Raw genomic sequence first — 17614 nt, 5'->3', positions numbered from 1 at the left:
TGGTCGTTCACTCAGCCGAGCAGCGGCTTCTGGGTGGCCTTGATCTCGGCGTACTCCTCGTACGCACGCTGCGTGCTCGGCAGCTCGGAGACCGCGGGCACGGGGACGTCCCACCAGCCCTCGCCGTCGGGCGCGTACAGCAGCGGGTCGCTGTTGATGTGGATGAGCGTCGTCCGGTCGGAGGCCTTCGCGGTCGCCATGGCCACCCTGAGGTCGTCGATCGACGAGGCGCCGGGCTCGACCTCGATCACGTCGACGCCGTAGCTGCGCGCGTTGGCGGCGAGGTCGACGGGCAGGATCTCCTCGCCCTGGAAGTTGCGGGCCTCGGGGTCGAGGCTGCGGTACCAGGTGCCGAATCGCTCGGATCCGACCGTCTCCGAGAGGTGTCCGATCGAGGCGTAGCCGTGGTTCTGGATGAGGACGACGATGAGCTTGATACCCTCGGCGACCGCGGTCACGAGCTCCGTGTGGAGCATGAGGTACGACCCGTCGCCCACCATCACGACCACGTCGCGGTCGGATCCGCTCGCCTCGGCACCGCGCTTCACGCCGAGCCCGCCGGCGATCTCGTAGCCCATGCAGGAGAAGGCGTACTCGACGTGGTAGCCGAGGGCGTCCCGCACGCGCCACAGCTTGTGGAGGTCGCCGGGGAGCGAGCCGGCCGCCTGCACGATCACGTCCTCAGGGTCGGTGCTCGACTGCACGGCACCGATGATCTCGGCCTGGCCGGGGAGCGCGAGTCCGGAAGGCACGAAGGCCTCGTCGACGACCGCATCCCATGCCGCTTTCTCGCGGCGGACGGTCTCGGCATGGTCGGCGTCGACGCGGAACCCGGCGAGCTCGGTCTGCAACGCTTCGAGCGTCTCGCGGGCGTCCGCGATGACGGCGATCTGCGTGCCGTGCTTGTACGCGTCGAAGCTCGCGACGTTGACGTTGACGAAGGTCACGCCCTCGGCCTGGAACGCCGTGCGGCTCGCCGTGGTGAAGTCGCTGTAGCGCGTCCCGACGCCGATCACGACGTCGGCTTCCGCCGCGAGACGGTTGGCCGCCGTGGTCCCGGTGGCGCCGATCGCGCCGACGTTCTGGGGGTGGTCCCACACGAGCGAACCGCCACCGGCCTGGGAGGTGCCGACGGGGATGCCGGTCGCCTCGACGAGCAGCCGCAGTGCCTCCTCCGCGTTCGAGTAGATCACTCCCCCGCCGGCGACGATGATGGGACGCTTCGCCCCGCGGATGGCCGTGACGGCGCGAGCGAGTGCCGCACGTTCCGGCAGTGGACGGCGCAGGTGCCACTCGCGGTCCTGGAGGAACTCGATCGGCACCTCGACGGTCTCCGCCTGCACGTCCTCCGGCAGGGCGATCGTGACCGCGCCGGTCTCGGCCGGGTCGGTGAGGACGCGCATGGCGGCGAGGGCGATCGAGAACAGCTGCTCGGGCCGCTGCACCCGGTCGAAGAAGCGGGACAGCGGACGGAACGCGTCGTTGACGGTGATGCCGATGTCGTGCGGCAGTTCGAGTTGCTGGAGGACCGGGTCGGCGACGCGTGTCGCGAAGGTGTCGCTGGGCAGCAGGAGCGCGGGGAGCCGGTTGGTGGTGGCGAGGGCGGCACCGGTGAGCATGTTCGCGGCACCCGGGCCGACCGAGGCCGCACTCGCGAAGGTGCCGAGGCGTCGGTGCATGCGGGCGTAGCCGACGGATTGGTGCACCATCGCCTGCTCGTTGCGCGCCTGGAAGTAGGGCATGAGGTCGGGGTCGAGTGCGTTCGCCTGTTTGAGCGCCTGCCCGAGACCTGCGACGTTGCCGTGCCCGAAGATGCCGAACATGCCGGGGATGGTCCGCTCCCGGTGGTCGCCGTCCACGGTCCACTGGTGACCGAGGAATTCGACGAGCGCCTGGCTCACCGTCATCCGCTTCGTCCTGGGGTTCGTCGCCATCACTGCTGTCCTTCGTCGTCGGTGCTGTCGTTCGAGTGGTGCGGTGCCGCATCGGCCGTGTACGGCAGGCGCGGGTCGACGTCCTGGCCGGCCCAGCTCTGGCGGATCCACGCGTGTGCGGGGTCGTCGCTGATGTGCCAGACCCGTTCGTCGTCGGGACCCGCCATCACGTTCAGGTAGTAGAGGTCGTATCCCGGAGCCGCGACCGCCGGCCCGTGGTAGCCGAACGGCACGAGCGCGATGTCACCCGTGCGGACGATCGCGGTGATGTCGATCTCCCCGGCGGGCGAGGAGTAGGTGGCGAACATACCGAACGGGTCGGCGGACGCCGGTGCCGTCAGCCCCTTCGACACGGCGGACTCGAAGTAATAGATCTCCTCGAGTCGCGACTCCTCGCCGGGCACCGACTCGTCGTGCTTGTGCGCGGGGTACGACGACCAGTTCTCCGCGGGGGTGACGACCTCGCAGACGATGAGCTTCGCAGCGTCGAGCGCGTCCGGCGTGCCGAAGTTGTGCACCTGTCGGCTGGACCGCCCAGCACCGCGCAACTCGACGGGCACCTCGTCGGCGCGCACGTGGCGGGTCGGGAGCGCGGTGCTCGCGGGTGCCTCGGCGACGGCGACCCGGCCGGAACCGCGCAGCGTCCCGGCCGTCCCGACGCCGAGGTAGAGGACATCGGTGGGGCCGTCGAAGACGGACGCTCGACCGCCGAGCACCGCGGTGTCGGCGTTCCCCTCGCCGTCGGACCACTGCACGGAGAACGAGCCGGCGAGCGGGATGACGATGCGTTCCACCGCCCCGGCCGGGAGCCCGAGCTCGTCGTCACCCGAGAGTTCGGCGACGCGGAGACCGGTGTGCTGCCAACCCTCGGTCGCCCCGTCGACGACGCTCTCCCAGCCGTCGCGGGAGAGGTCGCCCTGCTCGTACATCCACTGCATGGTGTTCACTCCGTCGTGTGTGATTCGATCTTGCCGCTCGGCCCTGCCCTTCGACAGGATCCGGAACCGCTTGTCGAAGGGCGGTCGGGCCGGGGTGCCTCAGTTCTGGGGGAAGCCGAGGTTGATGCCGCCGTGGGAGGGGTCGAGCCAGCGGGAGGTGATGGCCTTCTGCTGGGTGAAGAACCGGACGCCCTCGGCGCCGTGGGCCTTGGTGTCGCCGAACAGGGAGTCCTTCCACCCGCCGAAGGAGAACGTCGCGACCGGCACGGGGATGGGCACGTTGATGCCGATCATGCCGACCTGGATCTCGTTCTGGAACCGCCGTGCGGCGCCGCCGTCGTTGGTGAAGATCGCGGTCCCGTTGCCGAACGCCCCGCCGTTGATCAGCGCGACACCCTCCTCATACGAGGCCACGCGGACGACGGCGAGGACGGGTCCGAAGATCTCCTCGGTGTACACCTTCGACGTCGTCGGGACGTTGTCGATGAGGGTCGGGCCGAGCCAGAATCCGTTCGGGTCGCCGTCGATGGGCGTGTTGCGGCCGTCGACGACGATCGTCGCGCCGTCGGTTTCGGCGATGTCCAGGTAGGAGGCGACCTTGTCGCGGTGCACCTTCGTCACCAGCGGTCCCATGTCGCAGTTCCGGCGTCCGTCACCGATCCGCAGGGTCGCCGCGCGTTCGGCGATCTTCCTGATGAGCTCGTCCGCGACGGGCTCCACGGCCACGACGACCGAGATCGCCATGCACCGCTCGCCCGCGGAGCCGAAGCCGGCGTTGATCGCGGAGTCGGCGACGAGGTCGAGGTCGGCGTCGGGCAGGACCAGCATGTGGTTCTTCGCCCCGCCGAGCGCCTGGACGCGCTTGCCGTGTGCGGTGCCGGTCTCGTACACGTACTTCGCGATCGGGGTGGAGCCCACGAAGGAGATCGCGCGGACATCGGGGTGGGTCAGGAGCCCGTCGACGGCCTCCTTGTCACCGTTCAGCACCGTGAACACGCCGTCGGGGAGCCCGGCTTCCTTCCAGAGCTTCGCGAGCCAGATCGCCGCGGACGGGTCCTTCTCGGACGGTTTCAGCACGACCGTGTTCCCGGCCGCGATCGCGATGGGGAAGAACCACATCGGCACCATCGCGGGGAAGTTGAACGGCGAGATGATGCCGACGACCCCGAGCGGCTGCTTCGTGGAGTACACGTCGACGCCGGTCGAGACCTGCTCGGAGAACTCGCCCTTGAGGTGGTGCGCGAGACCGGTCGCGAACTCCACGACCTCCTGCCCGCGCGTGATCTCACCCAGTGCGTCGGAGACGACCTTGCCGTGCTCGGCGGTGATGATCTCCGCCAGCTCGCCCTTCTTCGCCTCGAGCAGCTCACGGAACTTGAACACGATCTGCTGACGCTTCGCGAGCGACAAGTCACGCCAAGCAGGGAACGCCTTCGCAGCCGATGCGACAGCTGCTGCGATCTCGTCCTGGTTCGCGAGCGCGACGTGCTTCGTCGCGACACCGAGTGCGGGGTCGTAGACCGGGGCGGTCCGACCGGAGGTGGAGGGGGCTTCAGCGCCGTCGATCCAGTGCGGGACGACGGGGAGGGAGTCAGTGCTCATGATGCGGGTGGTTCCAATCTGTGGAGGATCGACGCTCGGAGCGGAGCGGGACGTCAGGACGGGAGGTCGCCGTGGACGAGACCGGCGGCGGTGTCGACGGCGGCGGTGACGTCGCCGTCGGCGGGGTAGATGAGGGTGCGTCCGACGACCAGGCCGCGGACGCCGGGCAGCTCGAGGGCACGCTCCCAGGACGAGTAGACGTCGTCCTGGTGGCCGTTCGGCTCGCCGCCGAGGAGGAGTGTCGGCATGGTGGTCGCCGCCATGACTCGCTCCATCTCCTCGACCACCGGGAGTTTCATCCAGGTGTACGCGGAACTCGAACCGAGGCCGGCGGCGATGGCGATCGAGGTGATGACGGCCTCCGGCGAGAGGTCGTTCACGATCCGACCCTCGCGCCACTCGCTCATGAACGGCTCGAGCATGATCGGCACCCGAGCCGCAGCGGCCTGGTCGACGGCGCGTGCGTTCGCCTCGATCGTCGCGACCGATCCGACGTCGCCGAGGTTCACCCTGAGGAGGGTCTTGGCGAAGTCGAGACCGTCGCGGACGATGCCGGGAATGTCGTAGCCGGTGAAGCGGTCGTCCATTTCGAATGCGGCGCCGCGCAACCCGCCCCGGTTCATCGATCCGACCACGACCTTGTCGTCGAGCAGACCGAGGAGGGCGAGGTCGTCGATGATGTCGGGGGTGCCGAGCACGCCGTCGACGCCAGGACGCGAGAGCGCGAGCGCGAGGCGGTCGAGGAGCTCGTAGCGGTCGGCCATCGCCATCGTCTCGTCGCGCACCCCGAGGGCCCCGCGAGCCGGGTGGTCGGCGGCGACGATGAAGAGCCGGCCGTCACCGCGGATGAGCTCGCGGCGGCGGCGGTCGGTGTGGGCTCGGGTGATCGCTGCCGGGTCCGATGCGCGGACCTCGCGCAGGCGCTCGAAATCGGTTTCACGGAGGAAGCGCGATGTCCTGGTGTTGTTCACGATGGTCATCGGGCACCTCCGAGTTCTGCCGCACCGACGGTGCTGGTGCTGTCGAGGATCTCGAGGACCTCGGCGGAGTTCGGCATGGCCGTCGAGCACTCACGCCGCGAAGCGACGATGGCCCCGGCGACGTTCGCGAACCGCAGGATCTTCTCGAGACCCCACCCTTCGATGAGGCCATGGCAAAGGGCGCCTCCGAAGCTGTCCCCCGCGCCGAGCCCGTTCACGACGTCCACGAAGTACGGCGGTACCTCGACGGTCTCGTCGCGCGTCTTCGCCAGGACGCCCTTCGGGCCCTGTTTGACGATGGCGAGTTCGACGCCGCGTTCCAGCAAGGCGTCGGCAGCGCGGTGCGGATCGGTCTCGCCGACGGCCACCTCGCACTCCTCACGGTTGCCCACCGCGACCGTGACGTGTTCGAGGGCTCGCCCGACCTGGGCTGAGGCCTGCGCCGCCGAATTCCAGAACATCGGGCGGTAGTCGAGGTCGAGGATCGTCAGGGGCCGACGGGCTCGGGCTTCCCAGGCGGTGAAGTGCGCCGAGCGGCTTGGCTCCTCACTGAGTCCCGTCACCGTCGCCCAGAACACCTTGGCGCGGTAGATCGCGTCGAGGTCGAGGGACTTCGACGTGATCGTCAGATCAGGCGCCTTCGGCTTCCGGTAGAAGTACAACGGGAAGTCGTCCGGCGGGAAGATCTCGCAGAAGGTGACCGGTGTCTGCAAGTCCGTCTCCCAACCGACGAACTCGTCAGCGACGCCGAGGCGTCCGAGTTCGCGGTGGACGTATCGACCGAAGGGGTCGTCACCCGTTCTGCTGATGAGCGCCGTCGGGTGCCCGTGCTGGGCGGCGGCGACAGCGACGTTGGCGGCGCTCCCCCCGAGGTACTTGCCGAAGGTGTCGACGTCCTCGAGGCCGAGGCCGTCCTGCAACGGGTAGATGTCGACGCCGACGCGTCCCATGGTGACGACGTCGTACGTGGTGGCTGATGGAGCGGTCATACGTCTCTGTACAACTTTCTGTGAGCTGTTCGATGCGGCCAGAACCAGCATACACAGAATGTCTTAACAAATGAACATGACTCGAGGATCTTGATCACACGCCCGTCAAACCGCGGGGACGCCATGGGAACCGGCCGACATGGGGAGCCAAGCCCTGCCGGCGGGCCGTGGATACGAAGAAGCCCCGAGATCCGCATGATCTCGGGGCTTCTTCTCCGGTGGGCCCTGCCGGGATCGAACCGACGACATCCACGGTGTAAACGTGGCGCTCTACCAGCTGAGCTAAAGGCCCGCGATCGGATGGAGGCATCCGATGCGACTCGTCGAGTCTAGCCGGAGTCCCCATCGGAGCCGGAACGCTCCACAACTCGGGTCCGCGCGCATCCGTCGCGACACCGGACGATCGGTCGGGCGCGGTGAGGGTCGCTGGCCGTACGATCGAGGGGATGGATACGACGATCCCCACCCCGTACGAAGACCTCCTGCGCGACACGCTCGAGCACGGCGCCACCAAAGGCGACCGCACCGGAACCGGCACGCGCAGTGTGTTCGGCCGCCAGCTCCGCTTCGACCTCTCTCAAGGCTTCCCGCTCATCACCACCAAGCGGGTGCACTGGAAGTCCATCGCGTACGAACTCCTGTGGTTCCTCCGCGGCGACGGGAACGTCCGCTGGCTGCAGGAACACGGCGTGTCCATCTGGGACGAGTGGGCCGACGACCAGGGCGAGCTCGGTCCCGTGTACGGCGTGCAGTGGCGGTCCTGGCCGACCCCCGACGGCTCGCACATCGACCAGATCTCGCAGGTCATCGACCAGCTGCGCACCGACCCGAACTCGCGCCGCATCATCGTCTCCGCCTGGAACGTCGCCGACATCCCCAACATGGCGCTCGCCCCTTGCCACGCCTTCTTCCAGTTCTACGTCGCCGACGGCAAGCTCTCCTGCCAGCTCTACCAGCGCAGCGCAGACCTCTTCCTCGGCGTCCCCTTCAACATCGCCAGCTACGCGCTCCTCACCCACCTCGTCGCGGAGCAGGTCGGCCTCGAGGTCGGCGACTTCGTGTGGACCGGCGGCGACTGCCACATCTACGACAACCACGTCGAGCAGGTGACGGAGCAGCTCACGCGCGCACCGTTCCCCTACCCACAGCTGCGCATCAACACGAAGCGCGACAGCATCTTCGACGTGGAGTACGACGACCTCGAGATCGTCGACTACCAGCACCACCCCGCCATCCGCGCGGCCGTCGCCGTATGAGCCTGGCGCTCATCTGGGCTCAGGCCCACAACGGCGTCATCGGAGCCGACGGCGACATGCCCTGGCACGTCCCCGAGGACCTCGCGCACTTCAAGGCGCTCACCGGCTCGGACGCGGTGATCATGGGACGTCGCACCTGGGATTCACTCCCCCCGCGGTTCCGTCCGCTCCCAGGACGCCCGAACATCGTCGTCACCCGCGATCACGCCTGGTCCGCCGACGGCGCCATCGTCGCGCACTCATTGCAGGACGCGTTCGAGGCGGCGCAGCTCGCCGGCAACGGCCAGGCGTGGGTGACCGGCGGCGCGGGTCTCTTCACCGAAGCGCTCGCGCTCGCCGACCGGCTCGAGGTGACCGAACTCGACCTCGACGTCGCCGGCGACACCTTCGCGCCGACCATCGGCGAGGAGTGGGTGCCGGTCACGATCGACCCGGCACACGGCTGGTCGGAATCTCGGACCGGTGTCCCCTACCGGTTCATCCGATACGAGCGCGCGCCCGAGATCGCCATCACCGGCTGAGACGCCCGGCGAACCGGATCGACCGGCGCGGGAGACGGCTCAGGCCGGCTGACGCAGCTCTTCGAGCGCGGCGCGGTAGGCCGCGAGCGAGCGAGCCTCGCCCGGTGCCGTGATGAAGCTCTCACGGATGATGCCCTGCTGGTCGATGAGGAAGGTCGCGCGGTTCGCGAACCCCTTCTCCTGCAGGAACACCCCGTACTCCTTGGCGACCTGGCCGTGCGGCCAGAAGTCGGCGAGCAGCTGGAAGCCGTACTGCTCCTGCTCCGCCCACGCCCGCAGCGTGTGCTTGGAGTCGACGGAAATACCGACGAGCGTGACCTGGTCGTCCGTGAACAGGCTGAGGTTGTCGCGGAGCTCGCACAGCTCCCCCGTGCAGGTCCCCGAGAACGCCAGCGGGAAGAAGACGAGGGCGACAGCCGAACTGCCGCGGAACTGACTCAACCTGACGAGTTCGCCGAACTGGTTCGCCAGTTCGAAGTCGGGTGCCAGGGTGTCGTTCTCGAGTGCCATGAGGGTCCTTTCAGGCGGGTTCGCCTGCTCCGGATCGCCCGAGCGGTGGACGGGTCCGATCCGGTCACACATCCTAACCCCGCACCGCAGCTGCACAAACCCGGAGGGGTGCGCCGCTCGGTCACCGTTCCCTGGGGTGACCGGATAGGGTGAAAGGTGGCGCCCGCGTCCATACCCATCAGGACGCATGGAGTTCACCATCACAACCCAGGCACGATCTGCCACGAGAGAAAGGTCGACGGTGACTGTTCACGACCAGGATCCATACTCGTCCAACCACGTAGACGCCGATCCTGAGGAGACGTCCGAGTGGAATGAGTCCCTCGACGCCCTCGTCGACGAACGTGGCCGCGGGCGCGGCCGCGACATCATGCTGAGCCTCCTCAAGCGCTCGAAGGAACTGCACCTCGGTGTGCCGATGGTGCCCACCACCGACTACATCAACACCATCGCCTCGGAGAACGAGCCCGACTTCCCGGGCGACGAGGACATCGAGCGCCGCTACCGTGCCTGGATCCGCTGGAACGCGGCCATGACCGTGCACCGCGCGCAGCGCCCCGGCATCGGTGTCGGCGGACACATCTCCACCTACGCGTCGTCGGCCGCGCTCTACGAGGTCGGCTTCAACCACTTCTTCCGCGGCCAGGACGCCCCGGGCGGTGGCGACCAGATCTACATCCAGGGCCACGCCTCCCCCGGCACCTACGCCCGCGCCTTCCTCGAGGGCCGCCTCAGCACCGACCAGCTCGACGGCTTCCGCCAGGAGAAGTCGCACGCGCCGCACGGGCTCTCCTCGTACCCGCACCCGCGCCTCATGCCGGACTTCTGGCAGTTCCCGACGGTCTCCATGGGTCTCGGCCCGATCAACGCGATCTACCAGGCGCACCTCGCCAAGTACGTCACCAACCGTGGCATCAAGGACGCCAGCGACCAGCAGGTCTGGGCGTTCCTCGGCGACGGCGAGATGGACGAGGTCGAGAGCCGCGGTCAGCTCCAGGTCGCCGCGAACGAGGGCCTCGACAACCTCAACTTCGTGATCAACTGCAACCTGCAGCGCCTCGACGGCCCCGTCCGCGGGAACGGCAAGATCATCCAGGAGCTCGAGAGCTTCTTCCGCGGCGCCGGCTGGAACGTCATCAAGGTCATCTGGGGCCGCGAGTGGGACGACCTCCTCAACCGCGACACCGACGGCGCGCTCCTCAACCTCATGAACGTCACGCCCGACGGCGACTTCCAGACGTACAAGACGGAAGACGGCGCCTACGTCCGCGAGAACTTCTTCGGCCGCGACGAGCGTGCCCTGAAGCTCGTCGAGGGCTACACCGACGACGAGGTCTGGAACCTCAAGCGCGGCGGCCACGACTACCGCAAGGTCTACGCGGCGTTCAAGGCGGCCAGCGAGCACAAGGGGCAGCCGACGGTCATCCTCGCGCACACCATCAAGGGCTACGGCCTCGGCCCGAGCTTCGAGGGCCGCAACGCGACCCACCAGATGAAGAAGATGACGCTCGACAACCTGAAGACCTTCAGGGACACGATGCGCATCCCGATCACCGACTCGCAGCTCGAAGAGAACCCGTACCTCCCGCCGTACTACCACCCGGGCGAGGACGACGAGGCGATCCAGTACCTGCACGAGCGTCGCCGCGCGCTCGGCGGCTACGTCCCCGAGCGTCGCAGCAAGTACACGCAGCTGAACCTGCCCGACGACTCCGCCTACGCGGCGGCGAAGAAGGGCTCCGGCACGCAGGAGATCGCCACCACCATGGCGTTCGTCCGACTGCTGAAGGACCTCCTCCGCGCCAAGGACTTCGGCAACCGGATCGTCCCGATCATCCCCGACGAGGCACGCACCTTCGGCATGGACGCGTTCTTCCCGAGTGCGAAGATCTACAACCCGAACGGTCAGCACTACACCTCGGTGGACCGCGAACTGCTCCTCGCCTACAAGGAGAGCCCGCAGGGTCAGATCGTGCACGTCGGTATCAACGAGGCGGGTGCCATCGCGGCCTTCTCGGCGATCGGAACCTCGTACTCGGTGCAGGGCGAACCGCTCATCCCGGTCTACGTCTTCTACTCGATGTTCGGTTTCCAGCGCACCGCAGACGCCATCTGGGCAGCCGGCGACCAGATGACCCGCGGCTTCATGATCGGCGCGACCGCCGGTCGCACGACGCTCACGGGTGAGGGCCTCCAGCACGCCGACGGCCACTCGCTGCTCCTCTCCTCTTCGAACCCCGCGGTCGTGAGCTACGACCCGGCCTACGGCTACGAGATCGCGCACATCGTGCGGAGCGGTATCGAGCGCATGTACGGCGGCGAGCACCAGGACCCGAACGTCATGTACTACCTCACGGTGTACAACGAGCCGCTCGTCCAGCCGGTCGAGCCCGAGGGTGTCGACGTCGACGGCATCGTGCGCGGCATCCACCGCATCAGCACGAGCGACAAGCAGGGCCCGAAGGCCCAGCTCATGGCCTCCGGTGTCGCGGTCCCGTGGGCGATCGAGGCGCAGCAGCTGCTCGCCGACGACTGGGGCGTCTCCGCAGACGTCTGGAGCGTCACGAGCTGGACCGAGCTCCGTCGCGACGGTCTCGCCGCCGACCAGCACAACTTCCTGCACCCGCAGGAGGAGCGTCGTGTGCCCTACGTCACGGAGAAGCTGAGCGGTGCCGCAGGCCCGTTCGTCGCCGTGACCGACCACATGCACGCCGTGCCGGACCAGATCCGTCAGTTCGTGCCGGGCGACTTCGCGACGCTGGGGGCCGACGACTTCGGCTTCTCCGACACGCGCGCCGCTGCCCGTCGCTTCTTCAAGATCGACGGCCCGTCGCTCGTCGTCCGCACCCTCCAGCAGCTCGCTGCTCGGGGTGAGGTCGATGCGAGCCTCCCGCAGCAGGCGATCGACCGCTACCGCCTCCACGACGTGAACGCCGGGAACACCGGCAACGCGGGTGGCGAGAGCTGATTCCATCGCTACCACGGTGACGAAGACGAAGACGAAGGCCGAGACACTCGACTGGCTCCGCCGGATCTCGGGTGAGCTCGCGACCGCGACGCTCAAACGCCTCGAGGACACCCTTCCCTGGTACGCCGAGATGCCACCAGGCCGCCGCTCCGCGGTCGGCCTGGTGGCTCAGGCGGGCATCAGTTCGTTCATCTCGTGGTTCGACGATCCCCGGTCGACGCCGTGGATCGCCGCCGACGTGTTCGGGGCGGCTCCTCGCGAGCTGCTCCGTTCCGTCAGCCTGCAGCAGACGCTGCAACTCATCAAGGTCACCGTCGAGGTCGTCGAGGAACGCGTCGCATCCGGAAGCGTCGACCTCCGCGAGGCGATCCTCCTCTACTCGCGCGACATCGCGTTCGCCTCGGCCGATGTGTACGCCCGCGCGGCCGAAGCGCGCGGACTGTGGGACGCCCGCCTCGAGGCCCTCGTCGTCGACTCGATCCTCAGTGGCGAGGCCGACGACGAGTTGCCCAGCCGGATCGCCGCCCTCGGGTGGCACGGTCACGGGGAGGCCTGCGTCCTGGTCGGGACAACCCCACGGGTGCTCGATGTCGACATGCTCCGCCGGACCGCCCGACACCTCGATGCCGACGTCCTCATCGGTGTCCAAGGCAACCGGCTCGTGCTCGTCCTCGGTCGCGCCGAGCTGCCCAGCACCGAGCCCGGAGACGGCGAACCCGTCGACGAGACGGAACAGGCCGCCGCGGACGCCCGCGCCAGCTCACAACTCACCTTCCTCGACATCGCCGCCAAGCTCGAGCACGGATTCGGTCCGGGGCACCTGGTGCTCGGTCATGCCGTGCCCTCCCTCATCGAGGCGTCACGGAGCGCGAAGGCCGCCCTCGCCGGGTTCGCCGTGGCGAAGTCCTGGCGTCACGCACCTCGACCGGTCGCGGCGGACGACCTCCTTCCGGAGCGCGCCCTCGCCGGCGACAACCTCGCGAAGACCACGCTCATCGAGCGGGTCTACCGCCCGCTCAAGGACTACTCCGGCGAGCTCGTGACGACGCTCTGGTGCTACCTCGACAACGGCCGCTCGCTCGAAGCGACGGCGCGCGAGCTGTTCGTGCACCCCAACACGGTCCGGTACCGCCTCAAGCGGGTCTCCGAGGTCATCGGGTGGGACGCGACGGGTGCCCGCGAGTCGCTCATCCTGCAGGCGGCCCTCATCCTCGGTGCCATCGCTGAGCCTGAGCCGTCCCGACGTCGGCTGACCTCCTGACGCTCGCTGGGCCGTTCGACCGGTCCGTGTTGTGGAGTCCACACAACACATTTTGCAAAGGTTCGTGGTGTTGCTCCACTGCTCGGCGTCCTCCGGTTGGCAGACTAGAGCGGTGATCGTCATCGCCTGCCCTGGACAGGGCTCCCAAACCCCCGGCTTCCTCGACCCCTGGTTGCAGGACGCCTCCGCGAAGGACGCGCTCGCGCGCTTCTCCGACGAAGCCGGACTCGACCTCGTCAAGCACGGCACCGTCTCCGACGCCGACACCATCCGCGACACCGCGGTGGCTCAGCCACTCATCGTCGCGGCCGGCATCGTCGCCTTGGACGCCCTGCGGAAGGCCCTCCCCACCGACGCCGCGCCGTTCGGCGGCATCGCCGGACACTCCGTCGGCGAGATCACCGCGGCCTACGGCGCCGGCATCCTCTCGGACAGCGACGCGATGAGCTTCGTGAGCGAACGCGCCGTGGCCATGGCCGAAGCCGCAGCCACCACCCCGACGGGCATGAGTGCCGTCCTCGGTGGCGACCAGGACGCCGTCGTCGCGCACGTCCGTTCCTTCGGGCTGGAGCCCGCCAACTACAACGGCGGCGGCCAGATCGTCGTCGCCGGCGCGCACGACGCCCTCGCCCGCCTCGCCGACGAGCCGCTCAAGGGCACTCGGGTGATCCCGCTGCAGGTCGCAGGCGCCTTCCACACGAGCTACATGCAGTCGGCCCGCGACTGGCTGGCCGGCGCCAGCCGCACGGTCGAGCCCCAGGACCCGACGCTGCGCATCTGGACGAACCACGACGGCACCGAGGTCACCTCGGGTACGGCGTTCTTCGACCTCCTCATCGGTCAGGTCGCCTCCCCGGTACGCTGGGACCTGTGCATGGACGCGTTCAGCGCCGCAGGGATCACCGGACTCATCGAGCTCGCCCCCGCCGGGGCGCTCACCGGACTCGCACGTCGCGGCCTGAAGGGCGTGCCGACGGTCGCCATCAAGACCCCCGACGACCTGCCGGCAGCCCTCGACCTCATCGCCCAGCAGTAGCGCAGACGGAGAACCAGTCAATGACCACCCCCACCCTCAAGCAGTCGCGCGGTCCCGAGTTCACCCGCATCCTCGGCCTCGGCGCAGCTCGCGGAGACCTCAGCGTCCCGAACGACGACCTCGTCGGTCCGATCAACTCGTCCGACGAGTGGATCCAGCAGCGCACCGGCATCGTCACCCGCACGCGGGCGTCCGCGGACGTCAGCGCCGTCGACCTCGCAGCCGAAGCCGGTGCGGAGGCCATCGCAGCCGCGGGCATCTCGGCCGAGCAGGTCGACCTCGTCCTCATCGCGACGATCAGCAACGTCCAGCAGTCCCCGTCGATGGCGGCCGTCGTGGCCGACCGCGTCGGAGCGAACCCTGCGGCCGCCTACGACCTCAACGCCGCGTGTGCCGGATACGCCTACGCGATCGCCCAGGCCGACGCACTCATCCGATCGGGCGCGGCCCACTACGCGCTCGTCATCGGCGCCGAGAAGCTGTCAGACATCGTCGATCCGACCGACCGGTCGATCTCGTTCCTCCTCGGTGACGGAGCAGGCGCGGCCGTCGTCGGGCCGAGCGACTTCCCCGGCATCTCCCCCACGGTGTGGGGATCCGACGGCTCGAAGGCCGACGCCGTCGGCATGAGCGGCACGCTCACCGAGTTCCGCGACGGCACCGCCGCCTGGCCGACCCTGCGCCAGGAGGGCCAGACGGTCTTCCGATGGGCGGTCTGGGAGATGGCCAAGGTCGCCAAGCAGGCCCTGGAGGAAGCGGGCGTCGAGGCCTCCGACCTCGCGGCCTTCATCCCCCACCAGGCCAACATGCGCATCGTCGACGAGTTCGCCAAGCAGCTCAAGCTGCCGGAGACCGTCGTCATCGCGCGCGACATCGAGACCACCGGCAACACCTCGGCGGCGTCCATCCCGCTCGCCACCCACCGGCTCCTCCAGGGGCACCCCGAGCTCAGCGGCGGTCTCGCCCTGCAGATCGGGTTCGGTGCCGGACTGGTCTTCGGCGCTCAGGTCGTCGTCCTGCCGTAGCAGGACGCCCGACGCGACTACACTCGACTACGGTCAAACCTCACCCAAGGAGTAGAACAATGGCACTGTCCACCGAAGAAGTCCTCGCCGGCCTGGCCGAGCTGATCAACGACGAGACCGGCATCGCGACCGACACCGTCGAGCTGGACAAGTCGTTCACCGACGACCTCGACATCGACTCGATCTCCATGATGACCATCGTCGTCAACGCGGAGGAGAAGTTCGACGTGAAGATCCCGGACGAAGAGGTCAAGAACCTGAAGACCGTCGGCGACGCCGTCGACTTCATCGTCAAGGCTCAGGGCTAGTCCCAGCGCAGTGCTGAAGGGTCGGCCGGCAGTTGGCCGACCGGCCCTTCGGCGTTCGAGGCGGCTCGTCCGTCCGGACACGGGCTCGACCGCCGCAGGGCTCGGATCCCCTCGTCGTCTCCACAGAAGGTTTGACTGAATGACCACCAAACGCATCGTCATCACCGGCATCGGTGCCACCACTCCCCTCGGCGGCAACGCCACCGACTCCTGGGACAACCTCCTCGCCGGCAAGAGCGGTGCGAGCCGTCTCGAGCAGCCGTGGGCTGAAGAACTCGAGCTGCCCGTACGCTTCGCCGCACAGGCCGCCGTCCCCACCGCGGACATCCTTGATCGCCGTGAGGTCAAGCGCCTCGACCCGTCGAGCCAGTTCGCCCTGATCGCCGCGCGCGAGGCCTGGCAGGACGCCGGCGCCCCCGAGGTCGACCCGGAGCGACTCCTCGTCGACTGGGCCACCGGCATCGGCGGCGTGTGGACGCTCCTCGACGCCTGGGACACCCTGCGCGAGAAGGGCCCCCGCCGCGTCCTCCCCATGACCGTCCCGATGCTCATGCCGAACGGCCCGGCGGCGGCGATCGGCATGGACCTCGGTGCCCGAGGCGGAGAGCGCACCGTCGTCTCGGCCTGCGCCTCCAGCACCGAGTCGCTCGCCAACGCCTACGACCACCTCCAGGCCGGCCTCGCCGACATCGTCGTGGCCGGTGGCTCCGAAGCCGCCATCCACCCGCTCCCGCTCGCGTCCTTCGCAGCGATGCAGGCGTTGTCCAAGCGCAACGACGACCCCGCCATCGCCTCGCGTCCCTACGACGTCGACCGCGACGGCTTCGTCCTCGGTGAGGGCGCGGCAGCACTCATCGTCGAGACCGAGGAGCACGCCAAGGCCCGTGGCGCCCGCATCTACGCCGAGCTCCTCGGTGGTGCGGTGACGAGCGACGCGTACCACATCACCGCTCCCGACCCCGAGGGTTCGGCTGCGGCCCGCGCCATGCGTGCGGCCGTCGAGAACGGCGGCGCGTCGCTCGACGACGTCGTGCACGTCAACGCACACGCGACGAGCACGCCTGTCGGCGACATCGCGGAGTACAACGCGCTGCGTCGGGTCTTCGGTGCCCACCTCGACGACATCGCCGTGACGGCGACCAAGGCCTCGACCGGCCACCTCCTCGGCGGCGCGGGTGCCATCGAAGCGGCCTACACGGCGCTCGCCCTGCACCACCGGGTCATTCCACCGACCATCAACCTCGACAACCAGGACCCGGAGATCCCGCTCGACGTCGTCACGACGCCGCGTGAGCTCGGGTCCGGCGACCTGCTCGCCATCAGCAACTCGTTCGGGTTCGGCGGCCACAACGCGGTCGTCGCGTTCCGGAGCTACTGAGCCGTCCGCGACGGAGACGACGACGGGTCGTGGTGCATGCACCACTACCCGTCGTCGTCTACTGACCAGGGTGCCGCAGTTTCGTCACCTCGTGTCTGCCGGGAGTGTCACCGACCTCGCACGGTCCACGCCACGTGGGCACCCTGTCGTCTGTGCAGTTGTCTCGCGTGCGCGGTGCCGCCGCGCCGGCGGGGCCGGATCAGCCCACGTTGTGCAGCCAGATGACGGAGGACCCGTCGCCGGCGTGACGGAACGGCTCGAGTTCGTCGTCCCATGGCTGTCCGAGCGCGACGCGGAGTTCGCGCTGGAGTTCGGCGGCGTTCCCGGCGCCGACCTCCATGGCGTACCGGATGCGATCCTCCGGGACGACGACGTTGCCGATGCTGTCGGTCTGTGCGTAGAAGATCCCGAGGTCGGGCGTGTGCATCCACCGGGCACCGTCGACGCCCTGGGCCGGGTCTTCGCTCACCTCGTAGCGGAGGTGCTCCCAGCCGCGCAGGGCTGAGGCGAGTGCGGCTCCGGTGCCGTGCGGGCCTTCCCAGAAGACCTCGGCACGCTGCGCACCGCGGAGGATCGGCTGGTCTTCCCAGTCGAAACTGATGGCACGGCCAAGAGCGCGACCTGCCGCCCATTCGAGGTGCGGGCAGAGCGCGCGAGGCGACGAGTGCACGAACAGTACACCCTTCGTCATCGGTGTCGACATGATTCCTCCACTGCGTCCGGGTGCGTCTTCCCCAACGACCCATGCAGTGTGATCCATGTCGGTGTCCGGCTGACCGGACCTCCGTGTATGCAGTTGTTCGACTCGCGCCGATACGAGCATTATGCCCCATGACCTGGAGGAATGACAACCGTGTCGTTCCCAGTACGCTGGATCGGGAGCCGGCCCGGACCGAGGGCCATCCAGG

The 17614-nt window shown here is 68.6% G+C and carries 15 protein-coding genes and 1 tRNA gene; 8 read left to right on the top strand and 8 right to left on the bottom strand.

Annotated elements, in window-relative coordinates; translation table 11 throughout:
* Nucleotides 1-11 precede the first annotated feature (11 nt).
* The 6 genes from iolD to BWO91_RS09050 all read right to left on the bottom strand — a co-directional run bounded on the left by iolD (nucleotide 12) and on the right by BWO91_RS09050 (nucleotide 6735).
* Nucleotides 12-1934 carry a 3D-(3,5/4)-trihydroxycyclohexane-1,2-dione acylhydrolase (decyclizing) gene (gene iolD, locus BWO91_RS09075; protein ID WP_079002364.1) on the bottom strand — a complete coding sequence of 641 codons (1923 nt, stop codon included), beginning with the start codon at nucleotides 1932-1934 and terminating at the stop codon, nucleotides 12-14.
* Nucleotides 1934-2872 carry a 5-deoxy-glucuronate isomerase gene (gene iolB / locus BWO91_RS09070; protein ID WP_079003905.1) on the bottom strand — a complete coding sequence of 313 codons (939 nt, stop codon included), beginning with the start codon at nucleotides 2870-2872 and terminating at the stop codon, nucleotides 1934-1936. The genes iolD and iolB overlap by 1 nt, the downstream gene beginning before the upstream one ends.
* A 99-nt stretch (nucleotides 2873-2971) precedes the next feature.
* Nucleotides 2972-4474, bottom strand: a complete 1503-nt coding sequence (locus BWO91_RS09065) for a CoA-acylating methylmalonate-semialdehyde dehydrogenase (protein WP_079002363.1) — start codon at nucleotides 4472-4474, stop codon at nucleotides 2972-2974.
* Nucleotides 4475-4527: 53 nt separating this feature from the next.
* Entirely contained in the window at nucleotides 4528-5454 is a 927-nt protein-coding gene (locus BWO91_RS09060) for a class I fructose-bisphosphate aldolase (protein WP_079002362.1), read from the bottom strand.
* Nucleotides 5451-6443 carry a 5-dehydro-2-deoxygluconokinase gene (gene iolC, locus BWO91_RS09055; RefSeq protein WP_079002361.1) on the bottom strand — a complete coding sequence of 331 codons (993 nt, stop codon included), beginning with the start codon at nucleotides 6441-6443 and terminating at the stop codon, nucleotides 5451-5453. Before iolC ends, BWO91_RS09060 begins: the two co-directional genes overlap by 4 nt.
* A gap of 219 nt (nucleotides 6444-6662) precedes the next feature.
* Nucleotides 6663-6735, bottom strand: a tRNA-Val gene (locus tag BWO91_RS09050).
* 154 nt (nucleotides 6736-6889) lie between these two features.
* Between BWO91_RS09050 and BWO91_RS09045 the strand changes: the two genes are divergently transcribed.
* Together BWO91_RS09045 and BWO91_RS09040 are read left to right on the top strand one after the other, a co-directional pair.
* Complete coding sequence (locus BWO91_RS09045) at nucleotides 6890-7699, top strand: thymidylate synthase (protein ID WP_079002360.1); 810 nt, start codon at nucleotides 6890-6892, stop codon at nucleotides 7697-7699.
* The gene (locus BWO91_RS09040; protein WP_079002359.1) at nucleotides 7696-8220 is read left to right on the top strand and encodes a dihydrofolate reductase; all 525 of its coding nucleotides are present in this window, start codon (nucleotides 7696-7698) and stop codon (nucleotides 8218-8220) included. The genes BWO91_RS09045 and BWO91_RS09040 overlap by 4 nt, the downstream gene beginning before the upstream one ends.
* A gap of 39 nt (nucleotides 8221-8259) precedes the next feature.
* Here the strand turns inward: BWO91_RS09040 and BWO91_RS09035 are convergent, their stop codons facing one another.
* Nucleotides 8260-8730, bottom strand: a complete 471-nt coding sequence (locus BWO91_RS09035) for a peroxiredoxin (protein WP_064293656.1) — start codon at nucleotides 8728-8730, stop codon at nucleotides 8260-8262.
* Nucleotides 8731-8971: 241 nt separating this feature from the next.
* Between BWO91_RS09035 and aceE the strand changes: the two genes are divergently transcribed.
* From aceE to BWO91_RS09005, 6 genes are all read left to right on the top strand, one after another.
* Complete coding sequence (gene aceE, locus BWO91_RS09030; protein ID WP_079002358.1) at nucleotides 8972-11698, top strand: pyruvate dehydrogenase (acetyl-transferring), homodimeric type; 2727 nt, start codon at nucleotides 8972-8974, stop codon at nucleotides 11696-11698.
* 16 nt (nucleotides 11699-11714) lie between these two features.
* A complete protein-coding gene (locus BWO91_RS09025; RefSeq protein ID WP_205847584.1) occupies nucleotides 11715-12959 on the top strand; it encodes a PucR family transcriptional regulator in 1245 nt (414 codons plus the stop codon).
* 112 nt (nucleotides 12960-13071) lie between these two features.
* A complete protein-coding gene (locus BWO91_RS09020) occupies nucleotides 13072-13995 on the top strand; it encodes an ACP S-malonyltransferase (RefSeq protein ID WP_071260780.1) in 924 nt (307 codons plus the stop codon).
* A gap of 20 nt (nucleotides 13996-14015) precedes the next feature.
* Nucleotides 14016-15020, top strand: coding sequence for a beta-ketoacyl-ACP synthase III (locus BWO91_RS09015; RefSeq protein WP_064293652.1), 1005 nt, complete (start codon nucleotides 14016-14018; stop codon nucleotides 15018-15020).
* A gap of 59 nt (nucleotides 15021-15079) precedes the next feature.
* Nucleotides 15080-15328, top strand: coding sequence for an acyl carrier protein (locus tag BWO91_RS09010; protein WP_056006457.1), 249 nt, complete (start codon nucleotides 15080-15082; stop codon nucleotides 15326-15328).
* Between the two features lie 139 nt (nucleotides 15329-15467).
* Nucleotides 15468-16706: a beta-ketoacyl-[acyl-carrier-protein] synthase family protein gene (locus tag BWO91_RS09005; RefSeq protein WP_071260783.1), complete on the top strand. Its 1239-nt coding sequence runs from the start codon at nucleotides 15468-15470 to the stop codon at nucleotides 16704-16706.
* A gap of 199 nt (nucleotides 16707-16905) precedes the next feature.
* Here the strand turns inward: BWO91_RS09005 and BWO91_RS09000 are convergent, their stop codons facing one another.
* Nucleotides 16906-17409: a DUF3145 domain-containing protein gene (locus BWO91_RS09000; protein ID WP_064293650.1), complete on the bottom strand. Its 504-nt coding sequence runs from the start codon at nucleotides 17407-17409 to the stop codon at nucleotides 16906-16908.
* Between the last annotated feature and the right edge of the window lie 205 nt (nucleotides 17410-17614).

Source organism: Plantibacter flavus, assembly GCF_002024505.1.
In the GTDB taxonomy this organism is placed as follows: Bacteria; Actinomycetota; Actinomycetes; order Actinomycetales; family Microbacteriaceae; genus Plantibacter; species Plantibacter flavus_A.
The sequence above is the reverse complement of the archived record's forward strand: the minus strand, read 5'-3'. Positions and strand labels throughout refer to the sequence as shown.